The sequence below is a fragment of the Phyllobacterium phragmitis genome (assembly GCF_002980495.1).
GTDB lineage: Bacteria > Pseudomonadota > Alphaproteobacteria > Rhizobiales > Rhizobiaceae > Paramesorhizobium > Paramesorhizobium phragmitis.
The window spans coordinates 1-22,036 of sequence record NZ_PVBR01000013.1; the positions used below are offsets into that span (position 1 = coordinate 1).

Consider the following 22,036-nt stretch of genomic DNA (forward strand, 5'->3'; position numbering starts at 1 on the left):
ATCCAAGCGGTGCTTGGTAAGGTTTGTCAGCCGCTTCGGTTCATCCCACGTGATCTTCATGGGATTATATGTATCACATTAAGTGCGGAATGCAAGAATAAAAGTGCTACATAAATCATTTTGTGTATCACGAAAACAATTCGCCATGGGAGCCGTGCATGAGATTTATCAAGCGCCTCTGGGGTATCCGCCATCTTCGATATCTCTGCCACTCATGGCGAGTTCATAGCTGGGCGCGCCAATGGGGTTCTTATGGGATCGGGCTTGGCATTCCAAATCCACACGATCTCAAAGTGCTTGATGCGATCTGGCGCGGTGACGCCTGACACTTCGTCCTTGCACCCACTTCGTAGGCTTCCGTGGTGAGGAATACCACTCTGCCGTCAAAGCCTTCGGCCTTCCTGATTTCATCCATCGCGGCTGGGATCTGAGAGCGCAGCGGGAAATAGCGAATTGCGATGTGGTTGTGTTCGCCAATGGGGCACACGACCAGGCTCCGCGCGTCAAGAGCTTCAACGACATCAACGAATGAGAGAGGCCCGCAATGTGGAATCTGCCAGACCTGTCGATGCTCTTTTATCTCGCCATCTTTGGCCTGATCAGCGCCGTTGCATGCCTCATCGGTGGTCTGGCGTGGCTGATCTATTTCATCGTGAACCACGTCAAGATCGTTTAGTCATCGGAGATCGTCATGAAACGCAGATACTTCCTTCGCATGCTCGGCCTTGCACCCGTCGCGGCTGCTGTGCCGGCAGTTGCCGCGGTGCTCCCAAATCCAGGTGAGCCCATGGTGTTCGGTGAGTTCGACGGGATCAAGGGTATTCCGCTCTATGATCCGCGCGTCGACGACTTTCAAGACTGGATCAATGGGGGAACCCGAGATCTGATCAATCGTCTTGGCAGCGTAGAAGTCGATGCCTTTGACTGCCCGGCAGCCGGATAGACCGCTTATCAGACGGTACGTCCGTGATCACTGTTCAATCAGGGGATATCACGATCAACGGCGCCATTACTTCCGGTTGAATTAGCCCGCAAAATATGCCGCCGACCACGGGGTTTATACACCAATGGGTAGAAACATCATGAAAAGACGCACATTTCTCGGACTTCTCGGCGCCGCGCCTCTCGCTGCTGTGGTTCCGGCTGTTGCAGTAGCAGATACGTTCCGCATGACCGCTCCGGTCTCGACGCAGGGAAGAGCCTGCACCGTCTCACTGCAGGTTGATACCACCGAACTTCGGGCGGAACTCACCAAAATCAGCGAGGAAGTCACCGCGCGGTATACCAGCGAAATCTACGCCGCCACGGCGCGCCAGTTGAGGGGGGTCGCATGAGCGCGAAGCTTTCCGCCATGGCGGCGATGTTCGCCTTCATGTCGTCGATCCTTGCGAATGCCAAGCTGTACGAACTGACCGGTGACGGGTGGCATTTGGTCATCGTGGTTGCGGGCCTCGTTGGGGCCGTTGGCTCCGCCGCAGCATTGGCTATCCAGAAACTAGGGGTAATCAGCATGACCGCTAAGCTACTCGCTCTCGCCGCATTCATCGCCGCGATCTGCATCGCCTCAATGGCTCAAGCCGCCGTGCCGCACCCCGACCGGCCCATAACGCTTTCAGCAGAGCGCCCGCTCACCCTCCAGCCAATCCCTATCCGCGTCAAAACCAAGCGGTGCTATTCGCAGGTATATCTGTTCGGGGATGACGTGCTGACTGTGGTGAGGTGTGAGGATTGAACATGAAACCGAGAGAAACTGCGTCAGCATCGCATGCCGAAAACGTCACATTTATCAACGTGGGCACGTCGGCGTCGCGATATCACTTCTTCAACCCGTTCTCCGGTGAATGTGAAGGGTTCGACACTCCAGAGCATGCGTATGCTGCGATGTTCAAGGCTGCCGCCGATCGCATTCAAGCGCTGAGCGACGAGGTGGCGCGCCTCAAAGCCGACATCCTCGCCAGCGCGACCAGTGGCTAAGATCAAGGTTGTCAAGCCATCGGTGCGGACGGTCGCCCCGATGCTTCGCCGGGCACCGGTAGACGAAGCCGACCGTTCACGGTTCCGGGATCAAACCCAGGCATGGCGCGCCTGGTACAAGACGGCACGTTGGCAGAAGCTCCGGATGTCGATCCTCGTGCGCGACCGCTTCACTTGCCAGATGTGCTGGCTGCTGGAGCCGAATAGCTCGCAACTCGTATGCGACCACGTAACCCCGCACCGCGGCGACGAAGAGCTGTTCTGGTCCGGTCCGTTCCAGACCTTATGCAAGCCGTGCCACGACAGAGACAAGCAGCGAATGGAGAGGCGCACATGCGTTCGCGACTAGACGTAAACCCAGAGGTGCTGGCCTACCTGCTCCCATTGTTCGCTACGGCTGACGTGTCCATCGTTGGCACGAGGCATAGCGACAGCTGCCTGTCCCTCATAGTCGAGGGAGACATCGTTCCTGATGCGCTTCAAGTAACGGCATTTGTGACGCACATGCAGCGTGGGCCGAATGCATTTGAAGTGCGGATCGAATTCAGCCCGGCGCTCCCCCACGAAACCAAGACACGTGAAACAGAGAGAAGGAAGGCGCTCCCCATGATCAGATTAGGATCTACCGTCAGCGATATCATCACCGGACTTTCAGGCGTTGTGACAGGCCGCGCCACGTACATAACCGGCTGTGATCAGTATCTCGTTGCTCCGAAGGAGGGCAAGGAATCGCGATGGTTTGATGAGCAGCGGCTTACTCTGCAGGACGCGCCCATCATCGTGCTCGACAACAGCAACGGCAACGGTGCCGATCTAGCCGCGCCCGTCAAGTGACCACGGCGACCGGAGAAGCGCCCATGGCCAAGGATGAGATCATTATCGACGGGGCTGAACTGCTATCGAGTATCCGCATCGGTGTGCGGATGCCTCGCATGTTCGGCCTCCGGATGACGCTGGCTACATGGATATTCAAGCTTGCCGGATGGGTTAGCGGTGCGAATGTCGCGGTCCAGATCGACTCCGCACTTGCGGAGAGTAGCGAGTGATCGACGCCATCATCTATTCGCTGGGCTGGCTCCTCGCCGCCTTACTGGCCGCTGCCGTCATGTTTCTCGTCATCGCCGTCTATGACCGGATGACGGCCGATACCTTCCACCTCCGCAAAGACCGCTGGCAGTGCACCAAGTCCGAGACGCGCAAGACCCTTCAGATGGTGGGCAAGGCGCCGATGATGCTTGATCGGACAGAGTGCAACGTTTGGGTGAGGATAGGGTGAGACCAGCCCAGCCCACCATTCGGCCATAGGAGCCCGTACAGCTGCATCAATGCTGAAGGCCTCTCGATGAGGGGAAGTCTCTCCATGGCCCTGCACCGCCCCTTTGGATGGCAACCGGATGGCAAAAGGGGAGGGGGAGGGGTCGAAGCAGAGAGGGGGTGAGGCGCTAGACCCGCGTCCTTCCCACGAACACAATTTTTTTCCCGGTTCGAAATTTCCGGATGGAAGGTTGATATGACCGAAAAACCGAAAAGCCCTTCCAGGGGAGGGCGGCCGCCGTATCGCCCCTCAATTGAAGACCGTCAGACCGTCGAGGAGTTGAAGTTTGTGGGCGAAAGCGACAACTCGATCGCTCGTTCACTTAGGATCGACCCGGATACCCTTCGTAAGCACTTCCCTGACGAATTGGCCGATGGTCACGCTCAACGTCGGAAGGAAGTTATCGGTCTGCTGTTCAGATCGGCCCGGGACGGCAACGTCGCTGCCCTGAAGAAGCTCGAGGAGATGGGCCGGGCTGCCGGCGGCGCGGCATCCGTGAAGCAGCGTGAGACAAGGGCTCCGAAGCTGGGCAAGAAGGAAGAGCAAAAGGCGGCAGCAAAGGCCGTTGGCGGCAAGTTCGCTCCTCCGACGCCCCCGAAGCTGGTTGTTGATAACCGTTGATGCAATGGTCGACGGCATGCATTGACTGGCGCGAGCGGATCGTCGCCCGCCAGTCTTTGATCCCGTTCGCTCCGTTGTTTCCTGATGAAGCAGAGGCGGCACTAGAGGTATTCAAGTCGCTTCAGGTCGTTGATCTGGCGCAAATCATCGACCCGGAAACCGGCGAAACCAGACACCCGACGTTCGGGGAGGTCAGCGAAGATTTCGTGCTCGACTTCGTGCGCGCCGTTTTTGGATCGTATGACGCTCAAAACGCTACAAGGCTGATAGAGGAGTTCTTTCTCCTCATCAGCAAGAAGAACGGCAAGTCGACCATCGTCGCCGGCATCATGCTGACAGCGTTGATCAGGAATTGGCGACATTCGGCAGAACTGCTGATCCTGGCGCCGACGCGGGAGGTGGCGGATAACTCATTCAAGCCAGCCGCGGACATGGTCAGGGCTGACCCCGATCTGGTCGACCTACTGCACGTCCAAGACAACCTAAAGCAGATCACGCACCGCCTGACGATGGCGGTTCTCAAGGTCGTGTCTGCCGATTCCACGACTTCGGCCGGCAAGAAGGCTGCATTCGTGCTGGTCGAAGAGTTGTGGCTGTTTGGCAAGAAGGCGAATGCAGCCGCGATGCTGCAAGAGGCCACAGGCGGATTGATCTCCCGGCCTGAAGGCTTCGTGATCTATGTCACGACACAGTCGGATACGTTTCCCTCTGGGGTGTTTAAGGAGAAGCTGGAATACGCCAGGAAAGTACGTGACGGCGAGATTGAGGATCCGAGGTTTCTCCCGGTGCTCTACGAGTATCCGGAAAATATGATCAAGACGAAGGCGTATCTTCGGGCCGAGAATTTCTATGTGACCAATCCGAACATGGGGCGTTCTGTTCGTAAGGAATGGCTGGAGCGAAAGCTGGCGGCGGTCAACAACGGCCAGGACGAAGAAGGGGACACAACCCAGACCTTCCTTGCCAAGCATCTGAATATCGAAATCGGCATGAACCTTCGGGCGAACCGCTGGCCGGGCGCTGACTTCTGGGGCGCTCGCGCCGATCCGAAGCTGACGCTGGATAGCCTTTTAGAGCAATGCGAGGTGGTCGTGGTTGGCGCTGACGGCGGCGGCCTTGATGATCTGTTCGGTCTCGTCGTTCTCGGCCGTCACCGGGTGACCAAAGAATGGCTCTGCTGGTGCCATGCGTGGTGCCACAAGGGAGTTCTGGAGCGCCGACAGTCGATAGCGAGCACCCTGCAGGACTTTGCGAAAGATGGCGAACTGACGATCGTCGATGACGAACTGAAGGACGTCTCAGCAATCATTGACATCGTCGAAGACATCAATCAGCGCGGATTGCTGGCGACCGTCGCCGTTGACCCGGCCGGCCTCGGCGAGCTGGTCGACGCACTGGACGGGATAGGCGTCAATCAAGAGATCGGAAACCTAGATGGCGTGCCCCAAGGCTATCAGATGATGAACGCCATCAAGACGACAGAGCGTCGGCTGACACGGAAAACGCTTCGGCATAGCGGATCGAAGTTGATGGCCTGGTGCGTCGGCAATCTAAAGATCGAACCGACCGCTACGGCCATCCGCGCCACAAAACAGAATGCCGGTGACGCGAAGATTGATGTCGTGATGGCGCTGTTCGATGCGGTCACGATGATGAGCCGGAACCCTCAGCCGAAGGTACAGCCTACCTCGCCTTGGGAAGATCCTGAATTCAAATTTGCGGTGGCATAATGGGCCTTTTTGATCGTTTTCGCCGGGAAAATAGGACCTCCCTTGAGGACCCAAAGGTCCCGCTTTCGGCATCGAACGTTAGCGATGTGCTTGGCTGGTCGTTTGGAGCGTCCGCATCCGGTGAGATCGTCACTATCGAAAGCGCGCTTGGGGTACCGGCGATCTGGGCCGCGGTCAATTTCCTCGCTGGAACATTGGCCGGTTTGCCGCTTCACGCCTACACCAAGACCACCGACGGCCGCAAAAGGATCAAAAGCGGGATAGGGCCGATCCTTCACGACGCCGCAAACGACGAAACGTCCTCGTTCGACTGGCGAAAATACACCTTCGAACAGGTTTTGACGGGCGGCCGCGCCTATTCCTTCATCGAGCGCAACGCCTTGAGAAAGGTCATCAATATATGGCCGCTCGATCCAGGCCAGATGACCGTCAAGCGCATCGAGGGCCGCACATTCTACGATTACAGGGATGGGGGAAAGAAGGTTCACCGCTACGAAGCGGCGGAAATCATCGATATCCCATTCATGCTGAAGTCCGATCGGCTAAGGCATCGCTCGCCCATCTCGACCAACAAGGACGTAATCGGGCTTGCGCAGGCGGTGACGAAATACGGCTCGAAAATATTCCAGAACGGTGGCGTTCCGCCCTTTGCAATTGAAGGACCCTTCAAGTCGCCTGGGGGAATGCAGCGCGCCGCCGATGATCTGGCCGGCGCTGTCCAGAAGGCCGCAAAGGAAAAGCGGCTCGCTCTCTCCATCCCGGAGGGGCATACGATCAAGCAACTCGGCACCGACCCCGAGAAGATGCAATTGGTGGAGCTGCAGCGCTTCCTTATCGAGCAGTTCGCGCGGATCTATTCAATGCCGCCGACCTTTCTGCAGGACCTCACCCACGGGACGTTCTCCAATACGGAGCAGCAGGATCTCCACCTGGTCAAGCACACCATCCGGCGCTGGGTGACGCAGTTTGAGCAGGAACTGAACCTCAAGCTGTTCGGGCGTTCGAACAACCGCATGTATGTCGAGATGAACGTCGACGGCCTGCTTCGCGGCGACTTCAAGACCCGCATGGAAGGCTATGCCCGCGCCATCTCCACCGGCCAGATGACGCCGGACGAATCCCGCGAAATGGAGAACAGGCCAAAGAAGGGCGGCGGCGCTGATCTCTTGCATATGCAGGGCGCGATGCTGCCGATCGACAAGCTCGGGCAGATGCCGGCTCGCGGGATCGGCGATAATGGCGGTCCGCCTCTCGAAGACGATGACGACACTGGAGACAACAAAAATGCAGCGTGAAATTCGCGGCGGCTTGCCCGCTGAAATCCGTGCCGAAGAGGACACGGTGAAGGTCTCAGGCTATGCGGCCGTGTTCAATCAGGCTGCCGACATCGGCGATTACTTCCGCGAGATTATCCATCCGGGCGCTTTCCGGGCGGCGATCACGCGCGACGATGTGTCGTTTCTGATCAACCATGCCGGCCTTCCGCTGGCACGGTCACGCTCCGGCAAGGGAACACTTGTTCTCTCTGAGGATGATCATGGGTTGAAGATCGACACCACGCTCGACGCGCAGGATCCGGACGTCATGCGCATTGTGCCGAAGATGAAGCGCGGCGACCTCGACAAGATGTCTTTCGCTTTCCGCGCCACCCGGCAAGAGTGGGACGAAACCGGGGAAATCCCTATCCGTCACGTCTATGAACTCGACCTCTTTGACGTGTCAGTCGTCACCGACCCGGCATATTCCGGCACAGAGATCGGCCTGCGCGGCCTCGAAGCCTACCGCGCCACGCGCAAGGCCCAAAACTTCCATGCGGCGCAAACGCGGCTCCGCATGCGAATGAACCTCGCCCTGAAAGAGCGAGAGAACGGCAAGTAGCGCCTGCTGCTGCCTATCAACCTTCCCGAAAATTGGAGAAATACCATGGCACAACAGCTCAAAGAGCTGCGTGAGCAGCAGGCGCGTATTGCGACCAACGCCCGCGCGAAACTCGATGAAATCAAGGATGACACGCCAGAGGAGCGCGGCGAGGAGATTGAGCGCGAATTTGATGCGATGATGGCCGAGCACGACAAGATCGGCGAGCGGATGGATCGCGTCCAGAAACTTGAGGAAGCGGAAGCGCGCGCCAACGAGGGAGATTCCCGGCGCCCCAAGGGTGCGAACAGTGAAAACCGCAACGAAGACGAGCCGTCCGTTGAATACAAGGACGTCTTCGTCAAGGCGATGCGCTATGGCGTGGCGGAACTGTCCATCGAGGAGCGCAATATCCTCAAGGACAATCGCAGCAGTGATAAGGACATCGATCGTCGCGCCCAGGCAACTGCGCCGGGGACTGCTGGCGGCTACACAATCCCGGAGGGATTTTCCGGCGAGATCGACAAGGCGCTTGCCGCCTGGGGCCCCATGCTCGATGAGAATGTCGCCCGACAGTATCGGACGGCCAGCGGAAATCCGATCCCTTGGCCGACTACGGATGATACGGCGCAGCGTGGCGAGGAGCATACCGAAAACGGTGCTGTTCTCGACGATGGAAGTAAGGATGTGGCGCTCGGGCAAAAAATGCTCAACGCGTATCTTTATGACTCCGGCGTCGTGAAGGTATCGATCGAACTTCTGGAGGATAGCTTCTTCGATTTTGGCAGCTTGCTGAACGAACTTTTCGGCGAACGCCTCGGCCGCACCGGCAACGATGTTCTGACGGTCGGCGACGGCACCAATAAGCCGAATGGGATTGTCACCGCATCATCGTTGGGCATCACAGCCGCCGGCGCTGCCGCGATAACGTGCGATGAGCTTATCGATCTGCAGCACTCCGTTGATCCTGCCTACCGGTCCTCGCCGCGGTGCTTCTGGCAGTTCAACGACAAGACGCTTGGATCGGTTCGCAAGCTGAAGGATGGCGACGGCAACTATCTCTGGCAGATGGGCGATGTGAAGACGGGCGCGCCCGATACGCTGCTCGGCAAGCCTTACAAGATCAACCAGGCGATGGCCGACATCGCGACCGGTAACAAGACGGTCATTTTCGGGGACCACAACAAGTATGTGGTTCGCCGCGTCGGCCAGATGCAGATGATCACCCTGCGCGAACGCTACATGGATAGCCTTCAGGTTGGCTTTATCGCCTTCCTGCGCCTCGACGGCGAACTCCTCGACGGTCGCGCCGTCAAGCATCTGATCCAGCCCTAATCGTTTGGCTCATCAAGGCGGGCGGCTTCGGTCGCCCGCTCTATGAACCAAAGGAGAAGTGAAATGTCGAAATTCGTGAAAGTTAAGCTGCATTTGAGTGGTGATGTGCGCAGCGTGCCTGTCGAGGAGGCTGATATCCTCGTCAAGACCAAGCGCGCCAGCCTAGTGCGGAACGAGCCGCGCGAGACTGCGACCAAGCGCGATGACGCCGAAAAGGCGGTGAAATAATGTGGCAAGGCGTATCCGTCATTGCCAAGCCGACAGCCGAATTGCTCACTCTCGAGCAGATCAAGGCAAGGGTGCGCATCGACGCTCCGGATGATGACAACCTTCTCCCGGCTTTGGTCTTGGGCGCAATCGCGCGTATCGACGGACCTTCCGGCGTCGGATACGCCATGCTGCCCCAGACGTGGCGGAAGTCCATGGACTGCTTCCCATGTCGCATTATCCTGCCAGGCGCTCCGATCAAGGGCATAAAGTCGATTTCCTACATCGACGCCGACGGCTTTTCACAAACGCTTCCTGCGACGGACTATCACGCCGATCTCGACAGCGAGCCTGTCCGCGTCGAGCCGGCCTATAGCAAATCGTGGCCGTCAACCCGTGGTGTCATCGGCGCTGTCAAAGTTGATTACGAGCTCGGCACCGAAGTCGCAGATGTCCCGCCTGATCTGGTCGATGTCGTCTGCCTAATCGTGGCGCACCGGTTCAAGAACCGAGATGCGGTGATCGAGGGCACGGTTTCCGATCTGCCGTTCGGCGTCGAATACATTCTTCAGGAATACCGGCGCGCGCACGTTGCCGCTTAGCTGGGTCAATCATTCTTCAGGAGGCCGAAATGGCTGATCAGAAATATGCCGTCGCCAATGGCGTCTTCAAGCTGCTCAAGGATATGGGCGATGGCACACACGCCGAGGTCGTCGCCACAGAAACCGCCGGAGGCGGTGGCGCTGGCGCCAGCAATATAACTGAGGTCGGCGGCAATACCGTCACGGACAGCCTGCCGATCTCCGGCAAGGATGGATCGACGATCGCCAGCGATGCGAACCCAATTCCCGTCGAGATCGCGGGGGGCGCCCCATTCGCGCCCAATGCATCCGGAACGGTGAACATCGCTGCAACCAACGCCTCGGCGAACGTGGCTCTCTCCTCGGTGCAAGATGGTCAGGTGATGGTGACGAACGGCGCCGGCGGCGATCTTTCCTTTATCGAGTTCGGGGACGGGACCGTTGCCGCGACCGTGACGACTGGAACGCCGGTCAATCCGGGAACATCTGTTGTTTTCAGCGTGACCGCCGCTCATACGCACATGGCGGCGATCAGCGCCGGCACATCGACTGTCTACGCGACCACCGGCAAGGGGACCTGAACCATGGGCGTCAAGGCTGTTTCCAATCTGGGTGGGGTGCCTTCCGATGGCGAGATCATCGCGACTGGCGATATCGTCACCGTCACGGCAAATGCCAACGAGCCGACATATCCGGCGCTTGTCTCGGTTGATCCAGTCACGAAGGATGTGACTGTCGGGCTCCCTCCTGCCGTCGCGATGGCGACTGACGGGCAAACCCCTGTATCCGTCTACAATGCGAGCAACGTCAGCAGGGCAAGCGGATCATCTGCAGTCTCCAACGGGATCCTCGCCGGCACCGTGTTGGATGCGCTGTTCGACGTTCTCGGAAATGGTGCTGATGTCAACCTGCTCAACAATACCGAAGGCACGCTGGACACCGGCAAGTCATTGGTTGCCGCTGACACGAACGAGCTAAAGGGGATTTCCCTCAGCGGGTTGTCAACGATCGTGAAAGATCAAGATACGCTGCTGCTCAATCAGTGGAACGGCGATGGAGCATTCAATACGCTCGCCCGCGTCGGCAACAACATCCTGATAATCGAGCTTAATTCGCCTACGCTGCGCGTTATTGCCGATGGGCTTTCGGTTTCGATCGAGACGGCGGGAGGCGAGGTTTCCATAAGCGGCACCCTCCATGTCGACCAGGGCGCGCTTCAGCCGGCGAAGCTCCCCGCAAACGTCGGCATCGTGCAGGACGGCGTTGGTCTGACCATTCCATTGACAGGGACCTACGACACGAAAGTCACGCCGCAGGTGAACGCCGATGGCGTCATTACCGGCCTTGTAGCGAGCTAACGGGGAGCGCACCCACATGACCAAACAAATCAGTGCCGGGGATCTCTATTACCGGGTAGCTCTCGACAAGCGCGAGAACGCCAATGACGGGGCCGGGAACACGATCGGCAAATTTGTCGAACAGTTTCAGTGCCGCGCCGCGTACCGGCATCTGCGCGGCGGCGAAAGCGTCATGGCAAGTCGCCTGACGGGAAAACACCTGCAAGTCGTCATCGTTCGGGAAACTTCTCTCACCCGGCAAATAACCGCGGGCTGGCAGCTTCGGGATGTTCATGCCGGAAAGTCCTTCAACGTGCGCGACGTCACGCAAGAAGTCGATCGCGCCTTCATATCGCTGCTTTGTGAGAGCGGCGTGGCGACGGGGTGATGGGATGCCTTGGGTGCGATTTATAGAACGGTTTCGCTGGTCTCCCCCGGAGTTCAACAACACATGGACCAAGGTTTTCCCGGCCGGGTATGTCGGACTTGTCCCAACCCGGTGTGCCAACGCTGCTGTCGAGGCAGGGAAGGCGGAGAGAACCCAACGCCCGAGGACGATCAATGGCACTGAAAACAAAAGTACTCGGGCGTGAGGCCGTCACGCGCCGGCTGAATGCGCTCGTCCCGAACTTGGAAGTCAAGCTCGAAAAAGTTCAGCTAGAGCTTGCCCAAGAAGGGGCGCGCCGGATTGCGGCCCGCGCCCCTGGGGATGGCGATTACAAGGCGAGCATTCAGGGGGACAAACTCTCCAACCGCCAAAAGAAATCCGTCTTCGGGCAGCGCGCGTCTAAGGACACCAATGCGACCGGGATTTTCGCCGAATACATTTGGCGCTGGCTGGAGTTCGGCACGGGGCCGAGAACACAGAAAACGACCGGGCGCTATAACGGCTTAGGGCCGCGACTGCCACACATCTTTCCGACCTGGCGAGCGTTCAAGCCCAAGGCGCTCCGCAAGATGCGGAGGGTCATCAACCAAGTGGTCAAGGACGCGAATTGGTAATGTCGCCATCACTCGAATTGCAAGAGGCGATCTACGCCAGGCTTTTGTCAGATGCCACAGTGTCGGTGCTGATCGCGGATCGCGTGTATGACCGTGTTCCGGAGAATGCCGAGTTTCCGTATGTGGCGTTCGGCAATTTCGATATCATCCGCGATGATGCTCAGTGCATCAGCGGCTATGAAATCCATGTCGACCTCGATGTCTGGTCGCGCGCGGTCGGCAAGCCAGAAGCCCACAACGTGACCTATGCGATCACCAAGTCGTTGCATAATTGGCCTGGAGCCCTCCCGTCCTTCGTGATGACCGGGTTCCAGCACCTCGATACCCCGACGTTCTTTGATCCGGACGGACTGACCACGCACAGCGTCGTTCGGTTCGTCGCGTTCATCAACGAATAACTGCGCTCACATTCCTGCCTTCCAACACCTCGCCTTCAGCGGGGTTTCTTGTCATGAAAGGACGTTCTCATGCCCCAACAGAAAGGCCGCTTGCTGCTCATCAAGATTGGTGACGGCGCTGAAACCGAGGTGTTCGCAAATCTTTGCGGGTTCAAAACGCAGACTTTCAACCTGTCTGCTTCGGAAGTCGATACGACCATTCCGAATTGCCTCAGCCCCGGCGATGCAGTTCAGCGAACCATTGAGCCGGGTATTGTCAACCGGACGTTCTCCGGGACGGGTGCATTCGTCAGTGGCGGTACCCAAGCAATCCTGATGGGGCACGTCCGCGGTGGAACCGTTTTCAATGCCGAGGTGATCGTGCCAGGGGACGGTGAATATGCCGGGTCGTGGATGGTCTCCGAATTCGAGTTCTCCGGCGAGATGGAGGGCAATATGGAGTTCAGCGCAACTTTCGGCGCAGCCGGCCCGCTGGCCTTCACGGCGGAGGTTTAAGCGATGGCTGAGAAAGAACGCGAATTCCCGCTGCCAGTAAACGGGGCGCGTGGTGAGGTTGCTCTATGGGTGGGCGATGTCCCGCTTGTCATTGCCGCTGAGATGGAGGGGCTGTCGGTCCTATCGACGCGGCTTGAGTGCAAATCCATTCAGGATCTCTTTACGAGGCTATCAGGCGCGGAGGTTGCCGCAACCCGTGCAGCGATCCCCTCATTGACCGTGCGGGGCGAACCCGCGAAAGCGCTGGAAAAGTTAAAGCTGAAGCATTTTGCGGCCATCGCAGAAGCGTTTGCCAGGGCGCTATCCCATCATTTTGAGGATGACGAGGGAAACGCCGGGGCCGCCGAGGGGAAAAAATAGATCTCCTCCCTTGGCGGCAGTGGCAGGAGATTGCCTACGGCGCACTGAGATGGACGCCGGACGTATTCTGGCGTTCAACGCTCAGTGAACTGGTTATTGCGATAGACGGATATTGCGAAGCCAAAGGCATCGAGAAGTCAAAGGCGGCAGCGCCGTCTAAAGATGAAATTGATGCACTGCTGGCAAAATATGGATGAGGGTGCCTAACCCTCCTCCCTGCTTCCGTGTGAGACCGTCTGAAGACCGACGCAAAGCATAATGATGCCGGCCAGCGTGGCAGCTATCATTAGGCCAACCACAACTTCAGCAACAATTAGCCGGTTTTCAGCGCCTCGCGCGCCTGCATGTACGACATGAGCAGCGATCCGCCATGCAGACCAGCCAATGACCGGGCAAGCAATTAGCAGGGCAGCGCCAAATTTTCCCGTGTCTGTAAGGCGTTTCGTCGTCTTCAAAGCATTCATCACTGTCCCCCAAATCCCTCTTCGCGCGGGGTTCCTTATAGGATGACAACCCATGGCAGACAAGACTGACGATCTGGTGCTGAGCATCAGCGCCGACGTTGCGGCGCTCCGCCGAAGCTTGAAGAAGGTGGAAGGCGCTATCGCCACTTCCTCCAATGAAATCCAGAAGCAGTTCGATAATGCCGGAAAAGGTATTGACCGGTCGATCACAACCTCGATGCAGTCCCGCATCAATGCGATGGTCGGTATCGGGACAAAATCCGCCAAGGAATGGAACGGCGTACTGGCGGGGCAGGGCGCGGAGTTGGAAAAGCTCCGGGCAAAGTACAATCCGGTGTTTGCCGCCATCAACGAATATAAGGCGTCTGTCGTTAGCATTCAGCAGGCCCACCGTGTGGGGGCCATTTCTGCCGACGAAATGACGTCAGCGATCCAGCGCGAGCGTAGGGCGACACTGGAAAGCATCTCTGCGATTAAGCAGCGAAATTCCGCAGTGTTATCGGCCAGGCGCTCACCGGCGCTTGGCGGGAGCAACTTCAATACGTCGAACATTGCCGCTCAATTTCAAGATATCGCCGTTACGTCCGCCATGGGGATGTCGCCGGTTCAAATCGCACTGCAGCAGGGAACGCAGCTATCCGCCGTCTTCAACCAGATGGGAAAGGGCCGCGAGGTGATTGCGGGTATCGGCGCGGCCTTCGCATCCATTGTCAATCCAGTCTCTCTTGTCACGATAGGTGTGGTCGCAGCTGGTGCGGCGCTGTACCAGTACATAGCAACCGGCAAGAAAACCAAAGACCTTACCGTCCTCTTCCAGCAGCACGCCGAAAGCATCGCACTGGTCAAGCAGCAATACGGCGACTTCGGGAACCTCATTCAGTCCTTCAGAACTGAGGATGCCGCGTCTCAAATTCGGGCGCTTAAGGATCAACTTTCTGAATTTTATCAGGTGGCCGGAGAGGAGGCATCGCGGGTTGCATCCTTCGGCCCAGGGCTGCTGACTGAACTGGCGCCAAGCTTTAAGGATTTCCCTGCTGCTGCGAGGGATATGCAGCATGCATTCTCGGATCTCAATGCTTCGATACGTCAGGGAAAACCTGACCTATTGGCATTCCGGGAGGCGATGTCAAAGATCGCAAACGATACTTCCATCCCTCAGAACATTCGCGATGAAGCCAAGGCTATCAGCGAATTGGACGATGCATCGGTGAAGGCGGCAAGAGCAATTCCAGGCGTCAATGCGGCACTTGGATTGCTTGGCGACATCGCGTCTGAACAGGTGGGGAAGATCAATGCCGTCAAGAAGGCGCTGGAGGAGCTAGCCGGGATTGCTGTACCTGCACTTGGCGACAGCGAACGCGCCTATAAGGCCTATGACGAAGCCGTCCGGAACGATGGCAGCATGGAAAACCGCATCAAGGCCGCCAATGAGTTGCAGAAGGCGCTCGGCCGCATTCGGGCATCACAGATGCCGGTTCCGGGAGAAAAGCCCAACCGCGAAAGCATCGCACCGGAAAAGCCAAAATCCACGCGCACGAAGCTCACTGATGCGGAGAAGGAAAAGAAGGCAATTGATGATGTCATTGCCAGCCTGAAATTCGAGCAGGAACAGCTCGCGCGCTCTGCCGTAGTGCAGCGCGTTTATAACGAGTTGAAACGGGCCGGCGTCGACATCAACAGCAAAGCAGGCCAGGAAATCGCGGCCCTTGCAACGAGAAATGCAGAGCTCGAGGAAAGCCAGAAGAAACTCAATAAGGCGCAACAGGATTTCAACGATGGAATTGATCAGTTGAGCTCTGATGCGCTTGACGCAATGGGAAATGTCATCGCCGGAACCGAAGACGCCGCCGACGCCTTCAAGAAGCTGGCCATCGAGATCGTCAAGTCCGCCTTGACCGGCAAGGGTGCGTACTCTGATTTCTTCGCGAGCCTTTCAAACTCCGGGATGCTTGGAATCTTCGGGTCGCTTTTTGGCGGAGGAGGATCTGCCTTCTCGAATAGTGGGCAGTTGGCCAAGAGCTTCGCGAGCGGCGGCGGCATGTACGCCAATGGCACCGGCTTCGCAAAGGGCGGCTTGTCGCTTGTGGGTGAGCGTGGGCCGGAACTGATCAAGCTCCCCGGTGGAAGCCAGGTTCTCCCCAATGTGCCGTCGATGAAGTCGCTCGCCGCGGCGAATGCCAATCGCTCGAATGTCCATGTCACGGTCGGCGTCGATGTCGACAAATCCGGCAATCTCATGCCGTTCGTCGTTTCGGTCAGCGATCGGCAGGCATCGGCGGCCGTCGCGCAGAACAACGTTAAAGCGCTTCCGACCCTCGTCAACCAGTACGCCGGAAAGAGGCAGCGATGATGGCTCTTTCCGACATTGTCGACATCCTCGACGGCTTTCCGGGATGGACCACCGATTTCCGGCTGATGCGCCGGGATCAGACGGCGCGCAGTCAGGGCGGATCGACGATCGTCAAGCGGCGCAACACTCCGCTATGGACGCTGACGGCGCAGACGATCTCACTGCGCCCGAACGATCTGGACCGCTGGCGGGCGCGCATGGAGGCGCTCGAGGATGCATCGCGGCTGTTCTGGGGCTATTCGATGTCCCGGTGCTATCCGATCCTCTATCCGAATGGCTCCTGGCCGACCGGTCCCGCTTTCAACGGGCTGACGGCCACGATCAACACGCTCAACGCCAATAACAAGGCGATGACGCTGGCCGGAGTGCCTGAAGGGTATAAGCCGTCCGAAGGCGACATGCTGTCTTTCCAGTACGGTCCCGATCCGAGCTATGCGCTTCACCGCATCGAGGAGACCGTGACGGCCAGCGCCGGCGGCGTGACGCCAGAGTTTGAGGTGAGGCCGCATATCCGGCCTGGCGCCGTCGTCGGCACTGCCGTCCGCCTCGTTCGCCCTCGATGCCTGATGATGATCGTTCCCGGCTCTGTCTCTGCGCCGGCTGATCTCAACACCGGGCGGGGCACCGTTTCGTTTCAAGGGCTGCAGGTACTCTGATGCGCAATATCTCACCGCAGGTTCAGGCCGCGCGCTCGGCGCGCGTGGTCGAGGACCGTGATTTCCTATGGCTGGTCGGCAAGCGCCGCGATACCGGCGCGCAGGAGTCCGCCGGCTTCTGGTCGGACGTCGGCACGATCAACGCGCCCGTGGTCGACGGCATTACCGGCGTGACGGTCGTTCGCATCTTCACCGGTGCGGTTTCGCTGATCGATATCAGCGACATCGCCATGGTGAACGACGTCATGTATCGCACCGTTGACGTCAAGATGACACAGCTTCACCCCGCCGTTGAGCAGGCAGTGCGTCTCTACGATGCCCGTCAGGCGGAAATCCAGATATGGCGGGGCACTTATGACCCCGACACGATGAACCTCATCGAACCGGCTGCAATCCGCTTTGTCGGGCGCGTCGATGAGCAGCCGATCATAACTGGCGCGGAAGGTGAGGAAAGCACGCTGACGCTGCGCTGTCGGAACCATGCGCAGGAACTTGACAGGGCATCGACGGACAAGCGCTCCGACGAAAGCCAGAAGCTTCGGAACGCCGGGGATCGTTTTTATCAGTACACGTCTGCGATGGCGTCCAGAAAGCAGTTCTGGGGTCAGAAGAAAGAGGCGATCAAGTGAGCCGGGAATTCGGATGGCGCACGCGCCTCAATGCGGAACTCGACCGGTCCCGTATGATGCCGTTCGCGTGGGGAACGAATGACTGCTGCACGTTCGCTGCGCGTTGTGTTCTGGCCGTCACCGGCAAGGATACTACCGCCGCATATTCGACAAGGTACCGGACGGCTAAAGGGGCACTCTCCACGCTGAAGCGTGCCGGCTTCGATGATCTGACGCAACTCGCCGCGGCGCATTTCGAAGAGATTGCGCCCTCATTGGCGAGTGCCGGCGATCTGGCCGCGATCCGTTCTGATGCAACAGGCTGGGCGCTCGGCGTCGTCATTGGCGAGCGCATCGTCTTCATTGGCCCCGAAGGCTTGGGGTCCGTTCCCGTCACCGATGCCGTGAAAGCATACCGGGTAGGATAATCGATGTTCACTGTCCTGTTTTTGACCGCTTGGTTCGTCCTGGCGACGATGACGGCTGCGCAAGCGGACCCTGTCTCGACGGTCATCGCCACCGGTCTGCTCGGCGCGGCCGCGCAGGGAACATTCGTCTTCTCGGCAACGGTCAGCGTGCTCAATTTCGCGATCGGCGTCGGGATTAGCTATGCGTCCCAGGCGCTTCTCGGCAAAAAGCAGGACAGCGCCGTCGGCGGCATGAGCGGTACGCTACAGCTCGGCGGCATTGTTCCACGGTCATTCATCGTTGGCCGGTCCGCCACGGCGGGATCGCTGTCCTACGCCGGCACCTGGGGGAAATCCGGAAAAACGCCGAACGCCTATCTGACGGAAGTCATTCCGGTTTCAGACATTCGCGTCAAAGGCCTCGTCGGCCTCTATGTCGACGATGCCAAGGTGGAGATCGATTACAGCAACACCTCCTACGGCGATCAGGGTTTTCCGGTACCGGCTTATGCCGATGGCAGCGACAACCGGATGTGGGTCAAATTCTATGACGGGACGCAGACCGTCGCCGACCCCTTCCTTATCGAGAAGTTCGGTTCGGATCCGAACTATCCCTATACGGCGGATATGGTCGGCTTCGGCGTCGCCTATGCCGTGGTTACCACGCAATACAACACGGAGCTTTTCAGCGGCTATCCCGTGTTCAAATTCGAGATCGAGGGAGGGCTTTGGTACGATCCGCGCCTCGACACCACGAACGGCGGCTCCGGTCCGCAGCGCTGGAATGATCCGAGCACCTGGACGTACACGGATAATCCGGCGGTCATCCTCTACAATATCCTGCGCGGTCTCTATTTCGGGGGGAAGTGGTTCTATGGCCTTCAGGCGCTTGTAGCTTCGCGGCTGCCGAACGGCTCATGGTTCGCGGCCATGAACGAATGCGATTTGCAGGTTCCGAAAGCCGGCGGCGGCACTGAAACGCAGTATCGTTGCGGCGGCGAGATATCTGTCAACACCAAGGTCTACGATGCGGTGCAGGCGCTTCTCACCGCTTGCAATGGTCGCCTGGCGGAGATCGGCGGCGTCTACAAGTTGAGCGTCGGCGCGGCGAATGCCGCCGTTGTCGCGTTCGATGATGAAATGCTGGAATCGACCGATCCTCAGCTTCTTGATCCGTTCCCATCAATCGAGGCAACGATCAACGGTATCGCCGCGACCTATCCGGAACCTGAAGAGGGATACGCGCCAAAGGATGCGCCGGCACGATATGATGCCGATCTTGAAGCGGCTGACGGTGACCGCCGACTTGCGGCCGACGTCTCATATGATCTCGTGCCCTACAAGGAACAGGTCCAGCGCCTGATGCTGTCGGCGCTCCACGAGGCGCGCCGGTTCCGCAAGCATACAGTCGTCGCCGGCCCATGGGCGTGGATACTGGAGCCGAACGACATCGTCGCCTGGACGTCAGAGCGCAACGGCTACATTTCAAAGCTGTTCCGCGTTGATGCAGTGACTGACCAGGCTGATCTCAATATCGGGTTGGTGCTGGTCGAGGTCGATCCGGCTGACTATGACTGGAACCCCGATACCGATTATATCCCGGTCCCGGTCAATCCTGTTGTCGTTGGTTATCCGACGCCTCAGCCTATGTATGGCTGGCAGGCATTCCCTGCGCAGTATCTTGATGCCAACGGCAACACCCGGCGCCCGTCGATCGGGATCGCCTATGCCGGCGGCATGACCAATGTCCGGGCAATCCGGGTGCAGGTGCGGGAAGCATGGGGCGTCAAGAAAATCGCCTTCGATGGCGAGCTTCCCTATGTCGCGCCGCTCAACCAGTCATATTCTGTCACACTCAACGCTCTCCTGCTGCCCGATTCAAACTATGAAGCATCCGGCCAGTACATCATGCGCGGCGGCGGTCCATCGACGCCATCGGCGTGGCTCCCGGTCAAGACCGACAACATCCTGTTTGGTCCGCTCGATATCTATCCGATCAACATCGGGCAGCTAAACGGCGACGTCACGAAGGTCACGGAATGGCTCGGCAACTCGTTGCGGTACGTGCAGGAGGAGCTCGACCGGATCGGCAAGCTCGCGACTGAGCAAGACGCCTCGAAAACGCTCGATAAGAGGCAACTCCGCACCGAAGTGTCGGCGACGGCCGCAGGCCTCCGGGCTGATTACACGCTGCAGATCCTCGCAGCAGTTGGCCCCGGCTCGGCCATCGTTTCGCGCATTGAGCAACTGGAGGTGCAGGTCAATAATGACATCGCCCAGGCGGTTGATTTGCTCTCGACGGAAATCTCTACTGTCAATGGAAAGGTGACGGCGAACGCGCAGGCGATCACCGCATTGAGCGCGACGGTTGGGGAAGTCTCCGCCAGCGTCAACATTCGCGGGCAGGCCGAAGCTTCGCCTGGCGGCGGCTGGGCAAGATGGGGTGTGCAGGTAAAGACCGGCTCCGACAATACGTGGTCGAGCGGTGTATTCTTCATAGACGTAAACGGTGGCACATCGCGCGCTGTCTTCAACGTCGACCAGTTCATCGTCACGAATGGCTCAGATAGTCAGGCACCGCTCACATTCATCAACGGCGAACTCGCGCTTCAGGTGGCGCGCATCCGAACTGCGATTGTCGAGAAGCTTTCGACATTCTCCGGGAAAACGAACTTCGGGATCCTAGCGCCCGGCGTCGAGGGGCTGGAGGTCATATACTGATGCCACGGCTATTCGCAGGAACGATCAACGGCAAGCCGGTGCTCAAGATCACCAAGAGCAATTCGGATGCGCCTTGGGTGGTCGCTAACACGGCCTATAACAAGTTCATTTTCAACTCGGAGAACGACAAGCTCGGCTATATCAAGGATCCGTATCTGCTCGCGTGCACAGCCGCGACCTATCCGGGGCCGCCCCAGGCCGGCGCGGCGCTTTATTACGATCTGGATGGAAGTGCGACAACGGGTAGCCGGACGCTCGTGGCTCAGGGCAATGGCGGTTCAAACCCTCCGAACTACTATCCTAAATATCTCGTCAGCCGGATGTATCCCGGCGATTTCGTGCCGATGTTCGAAAGCCGTGTCCGCAATCGCGCCACAGGTCGCGTGACCGGTGCGAACTCCTTTCTATCATGGATCAGCGGCGCTTCGCCGGGGCAATTGCCAGAAGTCGGGCTATACATTTTCTCAAATTTCGGGGGTGATCTGCAGAAAGTCATCGAAATCCGGGACGCGGGATGGTGGGCGCGCCCTGGCAATATTCATTCCCGCTATGGCTACGGTCTCGGAAATTGGATTGCATGTGCATCCGGAAGTCAGACCTACGGAACAACTACCGCGAGTGTCCGAGCAGAAAGCGATGTGATCAGCGCATTCTGGGATTTGCCAGCCGATCCAAGCGCGATCCCAGATAACAACATCACACCGGTCCCCGGCACCAAGGCGCTGATGATACGCCCCGATACCTTCCGGCTAGCGAGGGGAGGTCATAACGCGGAGACGGCTTCTGGCCGAAATATGCTCATCGACAGTCAACGGCCGGCGACGCTGATCGTCATGGCCGGCCAGTCGCCTGTCATTCCCGCCGGCGGTTCGGTGACGGTCGGCAATTCGCCGGTCGATCTGACGGCGAATGTCATTGTTGATTTCATGATCAAGCGCGACGGACAGCCGTTCTATCTGCCTGGATATGTGCCGACCGGCCTTTCGCGCGATCGCCAATTCGGTTTCTCCTATATCGTCAACCAGCGCTCTATCACGCTTTACAATACCTCAGACGATGCGACAGTCATTCGCTACCTCGTCACCGGCGTTGATCTCAACGGCAGGTCGAGCGGCGGGAGCCGCGTCATGTTCACCGGACCGGGCTTTGGTCAGATCAAGATTCCCGGCTCAAGCGACACGGCGACGCGGCTTGGCGACATCCTGCTCGACACGCGCTTTCCGATCGTGCCGATCATCAGTCAGGCCTATATCCCCGCAAGCCAGTTCACTGACGCTTCGGACGGCGCGGCTTTCGGCAATGTGGCGAAGATCATCAACTTTCCGAACGATGGATTTTATCCCTTCGTAAAATACACGACGATTTTTGATAACAGGATCCGGCCTCCCTACATGGCGCAGCTTTATTACTATGCGGGGGGAGCCGCTCCGGCAGGGGAGTATGACGGGCGTCCGACGAACCAAAGCTCGGTGTGCCGCGTCGAGGATACCTTCGCGAAATTTCACCTCTCTCCGGGCAATCCTTCGACCTACAACTCTACCGGCGGTATCGTCCGCGACGAGCCCGATCCACTCGGCATCCGCTATTACGTGTTCGCCATTCCGATCTAGCCGAAAGC

29 protein-coding genes are annotated in these 22,036 nt (G+C 58.6%); all 29 read left to right on the top strand.

Annotated elements, in window-relative coordinates:
• Positions 1 to 544 precede the first annotated feature (544 nt).
• The 29 genes from C5748_RS29235 (at position 545) to C5748_RS17115 (ending at position 22,028) form a co-directional block, all read left to right on the top strand.
• Positions 545 to 676 carry a hypothetical protein gene (locus C5748_RS29235; protein WP_280953488.1) on the top strand — a complete coding sequence of 44 codons (132 nt, stop codon included), beginning with the start codon at positions 545 to 547 and terminating at the stop codon, positions 674 to 676.
• A gap of 15 nt (positions 677 to 691) precedes the next feature.
• Positions 692 to 943 (top strand): hypothetical protein, encoded by a 252-nt coding sequence (locus C5748_RS16975; protein WP_105743124.1) that lies wholly within the window; start codon positions 692 to 694, stop codon positions 941 to 943.
• A gap of 139 nt (positions 944 to 1,082) precedes the next feature.
• A complete protein-coding gene (locus C5748_RS16980) occupies positions 1,083 to 1,334 on the top strand; it encodes a hypothetical protein (protein WP_146119552.1) in 252 nt (83 codons plus the stop codon).
• Complete coding sequence (locus C5748_RS16985) at positions 1,331 to 1,732, top strand: hypothetical protein (RefSeq protein WP_105743126.1); 402 nt, start codon at positions 1,331 to 1,333, stop codon at positions 1,730 to 1,732. Before C5748_RS16980 ends, C5748_RS16985 begins: the two co-directional genes overlap by 4 nt.
• Before the next feature lie 2 nt (positions 1,733 to 1,734).
• Positions 1,735 to 1,974: a hypothetical protein gene (locus C5748_RS16990; protein WP_105743127.1), complete on the top strand. Its 240-nt coding sequence runs from the start codon at positions 1,735 to 1,737 to the stop codon at positions 1,972 to 1,974.
• A gap of 333 nt (positions 1,975 to 2,307) precedes the next feature.
• Positions 2,308 to 2,808, top strand: coding sequence for a hypothetical protein (locus tag C5748_RS28950; protein WP_245581842.1), 501 nt, complete (start codon positions 2,308 to 2,310; stop codon positions 2,806 to 2,808).
• Between the two features lie 23 nt (positions 2,809 to 2,831).
• Positions 2,832 to 3,020 (top strand): hypothetical protein, encoded by a 189-nt coding sequence (locus C5748_RS17005; RefSeq protein WP_105743129.1) that lies wholly within the window; start codon positions 2,832 to 2,834, stop codon positions 3,018 to 3,020.
• Positions 3,017 to 3,250, top strand: a complete 234-nt coding sequence (locus tag C5748_RS17010; RefSeq protein ID WP_105743130.1) for a hypothetical protein — start codon at positions 3,017 to 3,019, stop codon at positions 3,248 to 3,250. Before C5748_RS17005 ends, C5748_RS17010 begins: the two co-directional genes overlap by 4 nt.
• Positions 3,251 to 3,484: 234 nt before the next feature.
• Positions 3,485 to 3,910 carry a hypothetical protein gene (locus C5748_RS17015; RefSeq protein ID WP_105743131.1) on the top strand — a complete coding sequence of 142 codons (426 nt, stop codon included), beginning with the start codon at positions 3,485 to 3,487 and terminating at the stop codon, positions 3,908 to 3,910.
• Entirely contained in the window at positions 3,910 to 5,640 is a 1,731-nt protein-coding gene (locus C5748_RS17020) for a terminase large subunit (protein WP_105743132.1), read from the top strand. Before C5748_RS17015 ends, C5748_RS17020 begins: the two co-directional genes overlap by 1 nt.
• An 86-nt stretch (positions 5,641 to 5,726) precedes the next feature.
• Positions 5,727 to 6,935: a phage portal protein gene (locus C5748_RS17025; RefSeq protein ID WP_158259877.1), complete on the top strand. Its 1,209-nt coding sequence runs from the start codon at positions 5,727 to 5,729 to the stop codon at positions 6,933 to 6,935.
• The gene (locus C5748_RS17030) at positions 6,925 to 7,518 is read left to right on the top strand and encodes an HK97 family phage prohead protease (protein WP_158259878.1); all 594 of its coding nucleotides are present in this window, start codon (positions 6,925 to 6,927) and stop codon (positions 7,516 to 7,518) included. The genes C5748_RS17025 and C5748_RS17030 overlap by 11 nt, the downstream gene beginning before the upstream one ends.
• A 45-nt stretch (positions 7,519 to 7,563) precedes the next feature.
• Positions 7,564 to 8,832: a phage major capsid protein gene (locus C5748_RS17035; protein WP_105743135.1), complete on the top strand. Its 1,269-nt coding sequence runs from the start codon at positions 7,564 to 7,566 to the stop codon at positions 8,830 to 8,832.
• A 63-nt stretch (positions 8,833 to 8,895) separates the two neighbouring features.
• Positions 8,896 to 9,060 carry a hypothetical protein gene (locus tag C5748_RS28240; RefSeq protein ID WP_158259879.1) on the top strand — a complete coding sequence of 55 codons (165 nt, stop codon included), beginning with the start codon at positions 8,896 to 8,898 and terminating at the stop codon, positions 9,058 to 9,060.
• A complete protein-coding gene (locus C5748_RS17040) occupies positions 9,060 to 9,641 on the top strand; it encodes a head-tail connector protein (RefSeq protein WP_105743136.1) in 582 nt (193 codons plus the stop codon). Before C5748_RS28240 ends, C5748_RS17040 begins: the two co-directional genes overlap by 1 nt.
• 29 nt (positions 9,642 to 9,670) lie before the next feature.
• Positions 9,671 to 10,201: a hypothetical protein gene (locus C5748_RS17045; RefSeq protein WP_105743137.1), complete on the top strand. Its 531-nt coding sequence runs from the start codon at positions 9,671 to 9,673 to the stop codon at positions 10,199 to 10,201.
• 3 nt (positions 10,202 to 10,204) lie between these two features.
• Positions 10,205 to 10,978 (top strand): hypothetical protein, encoded by a 774-nt coding sequence (locus C5748_RS17050; protein WP_105743138.1) that lies wholly within the window; start codon positions 10,205 to 10,207, stop codon positions 10,976 to 10,978.
• Positions 10,979 to 10,994: 16 nt separating this feature from the next.
• Positions 10,995 to 11,345 (top strand): phage head closure protein, encoded by a 351-nt coding sequence (locus tag C5748_RS17055; RefSeq protein WP_105743139.1) that lies wholly within the window; start codon positions 10,995 to 10,997, stop codon positions 11,343 to 11,345.
• A gap of 173 nt (positions 11,346 to 11,518) precedes the next feature.
• Complete coding sequence (locus C5748_RS17065; protein ID WP_158259880.1) at positions 11,519 to 11,959, top strand: HK97 gp10 family phage protein; 441 nt, start codon at positions 11,519 to 11,521, stop codon at positions 11,957 to 11,959.
• On the top strand, positions 11,959 to 12,357 hold the full coding sequence (locus C5748_RS17070; RefSeq protein WP_105743142.1) for a DUF3168 domain-containing protein: 399 nt from the start codon (positions 11,959 to 11,961) through the stop codon (positions 12,355 to 12,357). The genes C5748_RS17065 and C5748_RS17070 overlap by 1 nt, the downstream gene beginning before the upstream one ends.
• Positions 12,358 to 12,447: 90 nt before the next feature.
• Positions 12,448 to 12,852 carry a phage tail tube protein gene (locus C5748_RS17075; protein WP_342588368.1) on the top strand — a complete coding sequence of 135 codons (405 nt, stop codon included), beginning with the start codon at positions 12,448 to 12,450 and terminating at the stop codon, positions 12,850 to 12,852.
• 3 nt (positions 12,853 to 12,855) lie between these two features.
• Positions 12,856 to 13,212 carry a hypothetical protein gene (locus tag C5748_RS17080; RefSeq protein WP_105743144.1) on the top strand — a complete coding sequence of 119 codons (357 nt, stop codon included), beginning with the start codon at positions 12,856 to 12,858 and terminating at the stop codon, positions 13,210 to 13,212.
• Complete coding sequence (locus C5748_RS17085; RefSeq protein WP_105743271.1) at positions 13,209 to 13,409, top strand: phage tail assembly chaperone; 201 nt, start codon at positions 13,209 to 13,211, stop codon at positions 13,407 to 13,409. The genes C5748_RS17080 and C5748_RS17085 overlap by 4 nt, the downstream gene beginning before the upstream one ends.
• Before the next feature lie 343 nt (positions 13,410 to 13,752).
• The gene (locus C5748_RS17090) at positions 13,753 to 16,026 is read left to right on the top strand and encodes a phage tail length tape measure family protein (RefSeq protein ID WP_158259881.1); all 2,274 of its coding nucleotides are present in this window, start codon (positions 13,753 to 13,755) and stop codon (positions 16,024 to 16,026) included.
• Positions 16,023 to 16,682 carry a hypothetical protein gene (locus C5748_RS17095; protein WP_105743146.1) on the top strand — a complete coding sequence of 220 codons (660 nt, stop codon included), beginning with the start codon at positions 16,023 to 16,025 and terminating at the stop codon, positions 16,680 to 16,682. Before C5748_RS17090 ends, C5748_RS17095 begins: the two co-directional genes overlap by 4 nt.
• Complete coding sequence (locus tag C5748_RS17100) at positions 16,682 to 17,311, top strand: hypothetical protein (RefSeq protein WP_105743147.1); 630 nt, start codon at positions 16,682 to 16,684, stop codon at positions 17,309 to 17,311. The genes C5748_RS17095 and C5748_RS17100 overlap by 1 nt, the downstream gene beginning before the upstream one ends.
• Entirely contained in the window at positions 17,308 to 17,718 is a 411-nt protein-coding gene (locus tag C5748_RS17105; RefSeq protein WP_105743148.1) for a DUF6950 family protein, read from the top strand. The genes C5748_RS17100 and C5748_RS17105 overlap by 4 nt, the downstream gene beginning before the upstream one ends.
• Before the next feature lie 3 nt (positions 17,719 to 17,721).
• Positions 17,722 to 20,418 carry a phage tail protein gene (locus C5748_RS17110; RefSeq protein ID WP_105743149.1) on the top strand — a complete coding sequence of 899 codons (2,697 nt, stop codon included), beginning with the start codon at positions 17,722 to 17,724 and terminating at the stop codon, positions 20,416 to 20,418.
• Positions 20,418 to 22,028: a hypothetical protein gene (locus C5748_RS17115; protein WP_105743150.1), complete on the top strand. Its 1,611-nt coding sequence runs from the start codon at positions 20,418 to 20,420 to the stop codon at positions 22,026 to 22,028. The genes C5748_RS17110 and C5748_RS17115 overlap by 1 nt, the downstream gene beginning before the upstream one ends.
• Positions 22,029 to 22,036 lie beyond the last annotated feature (8 nt).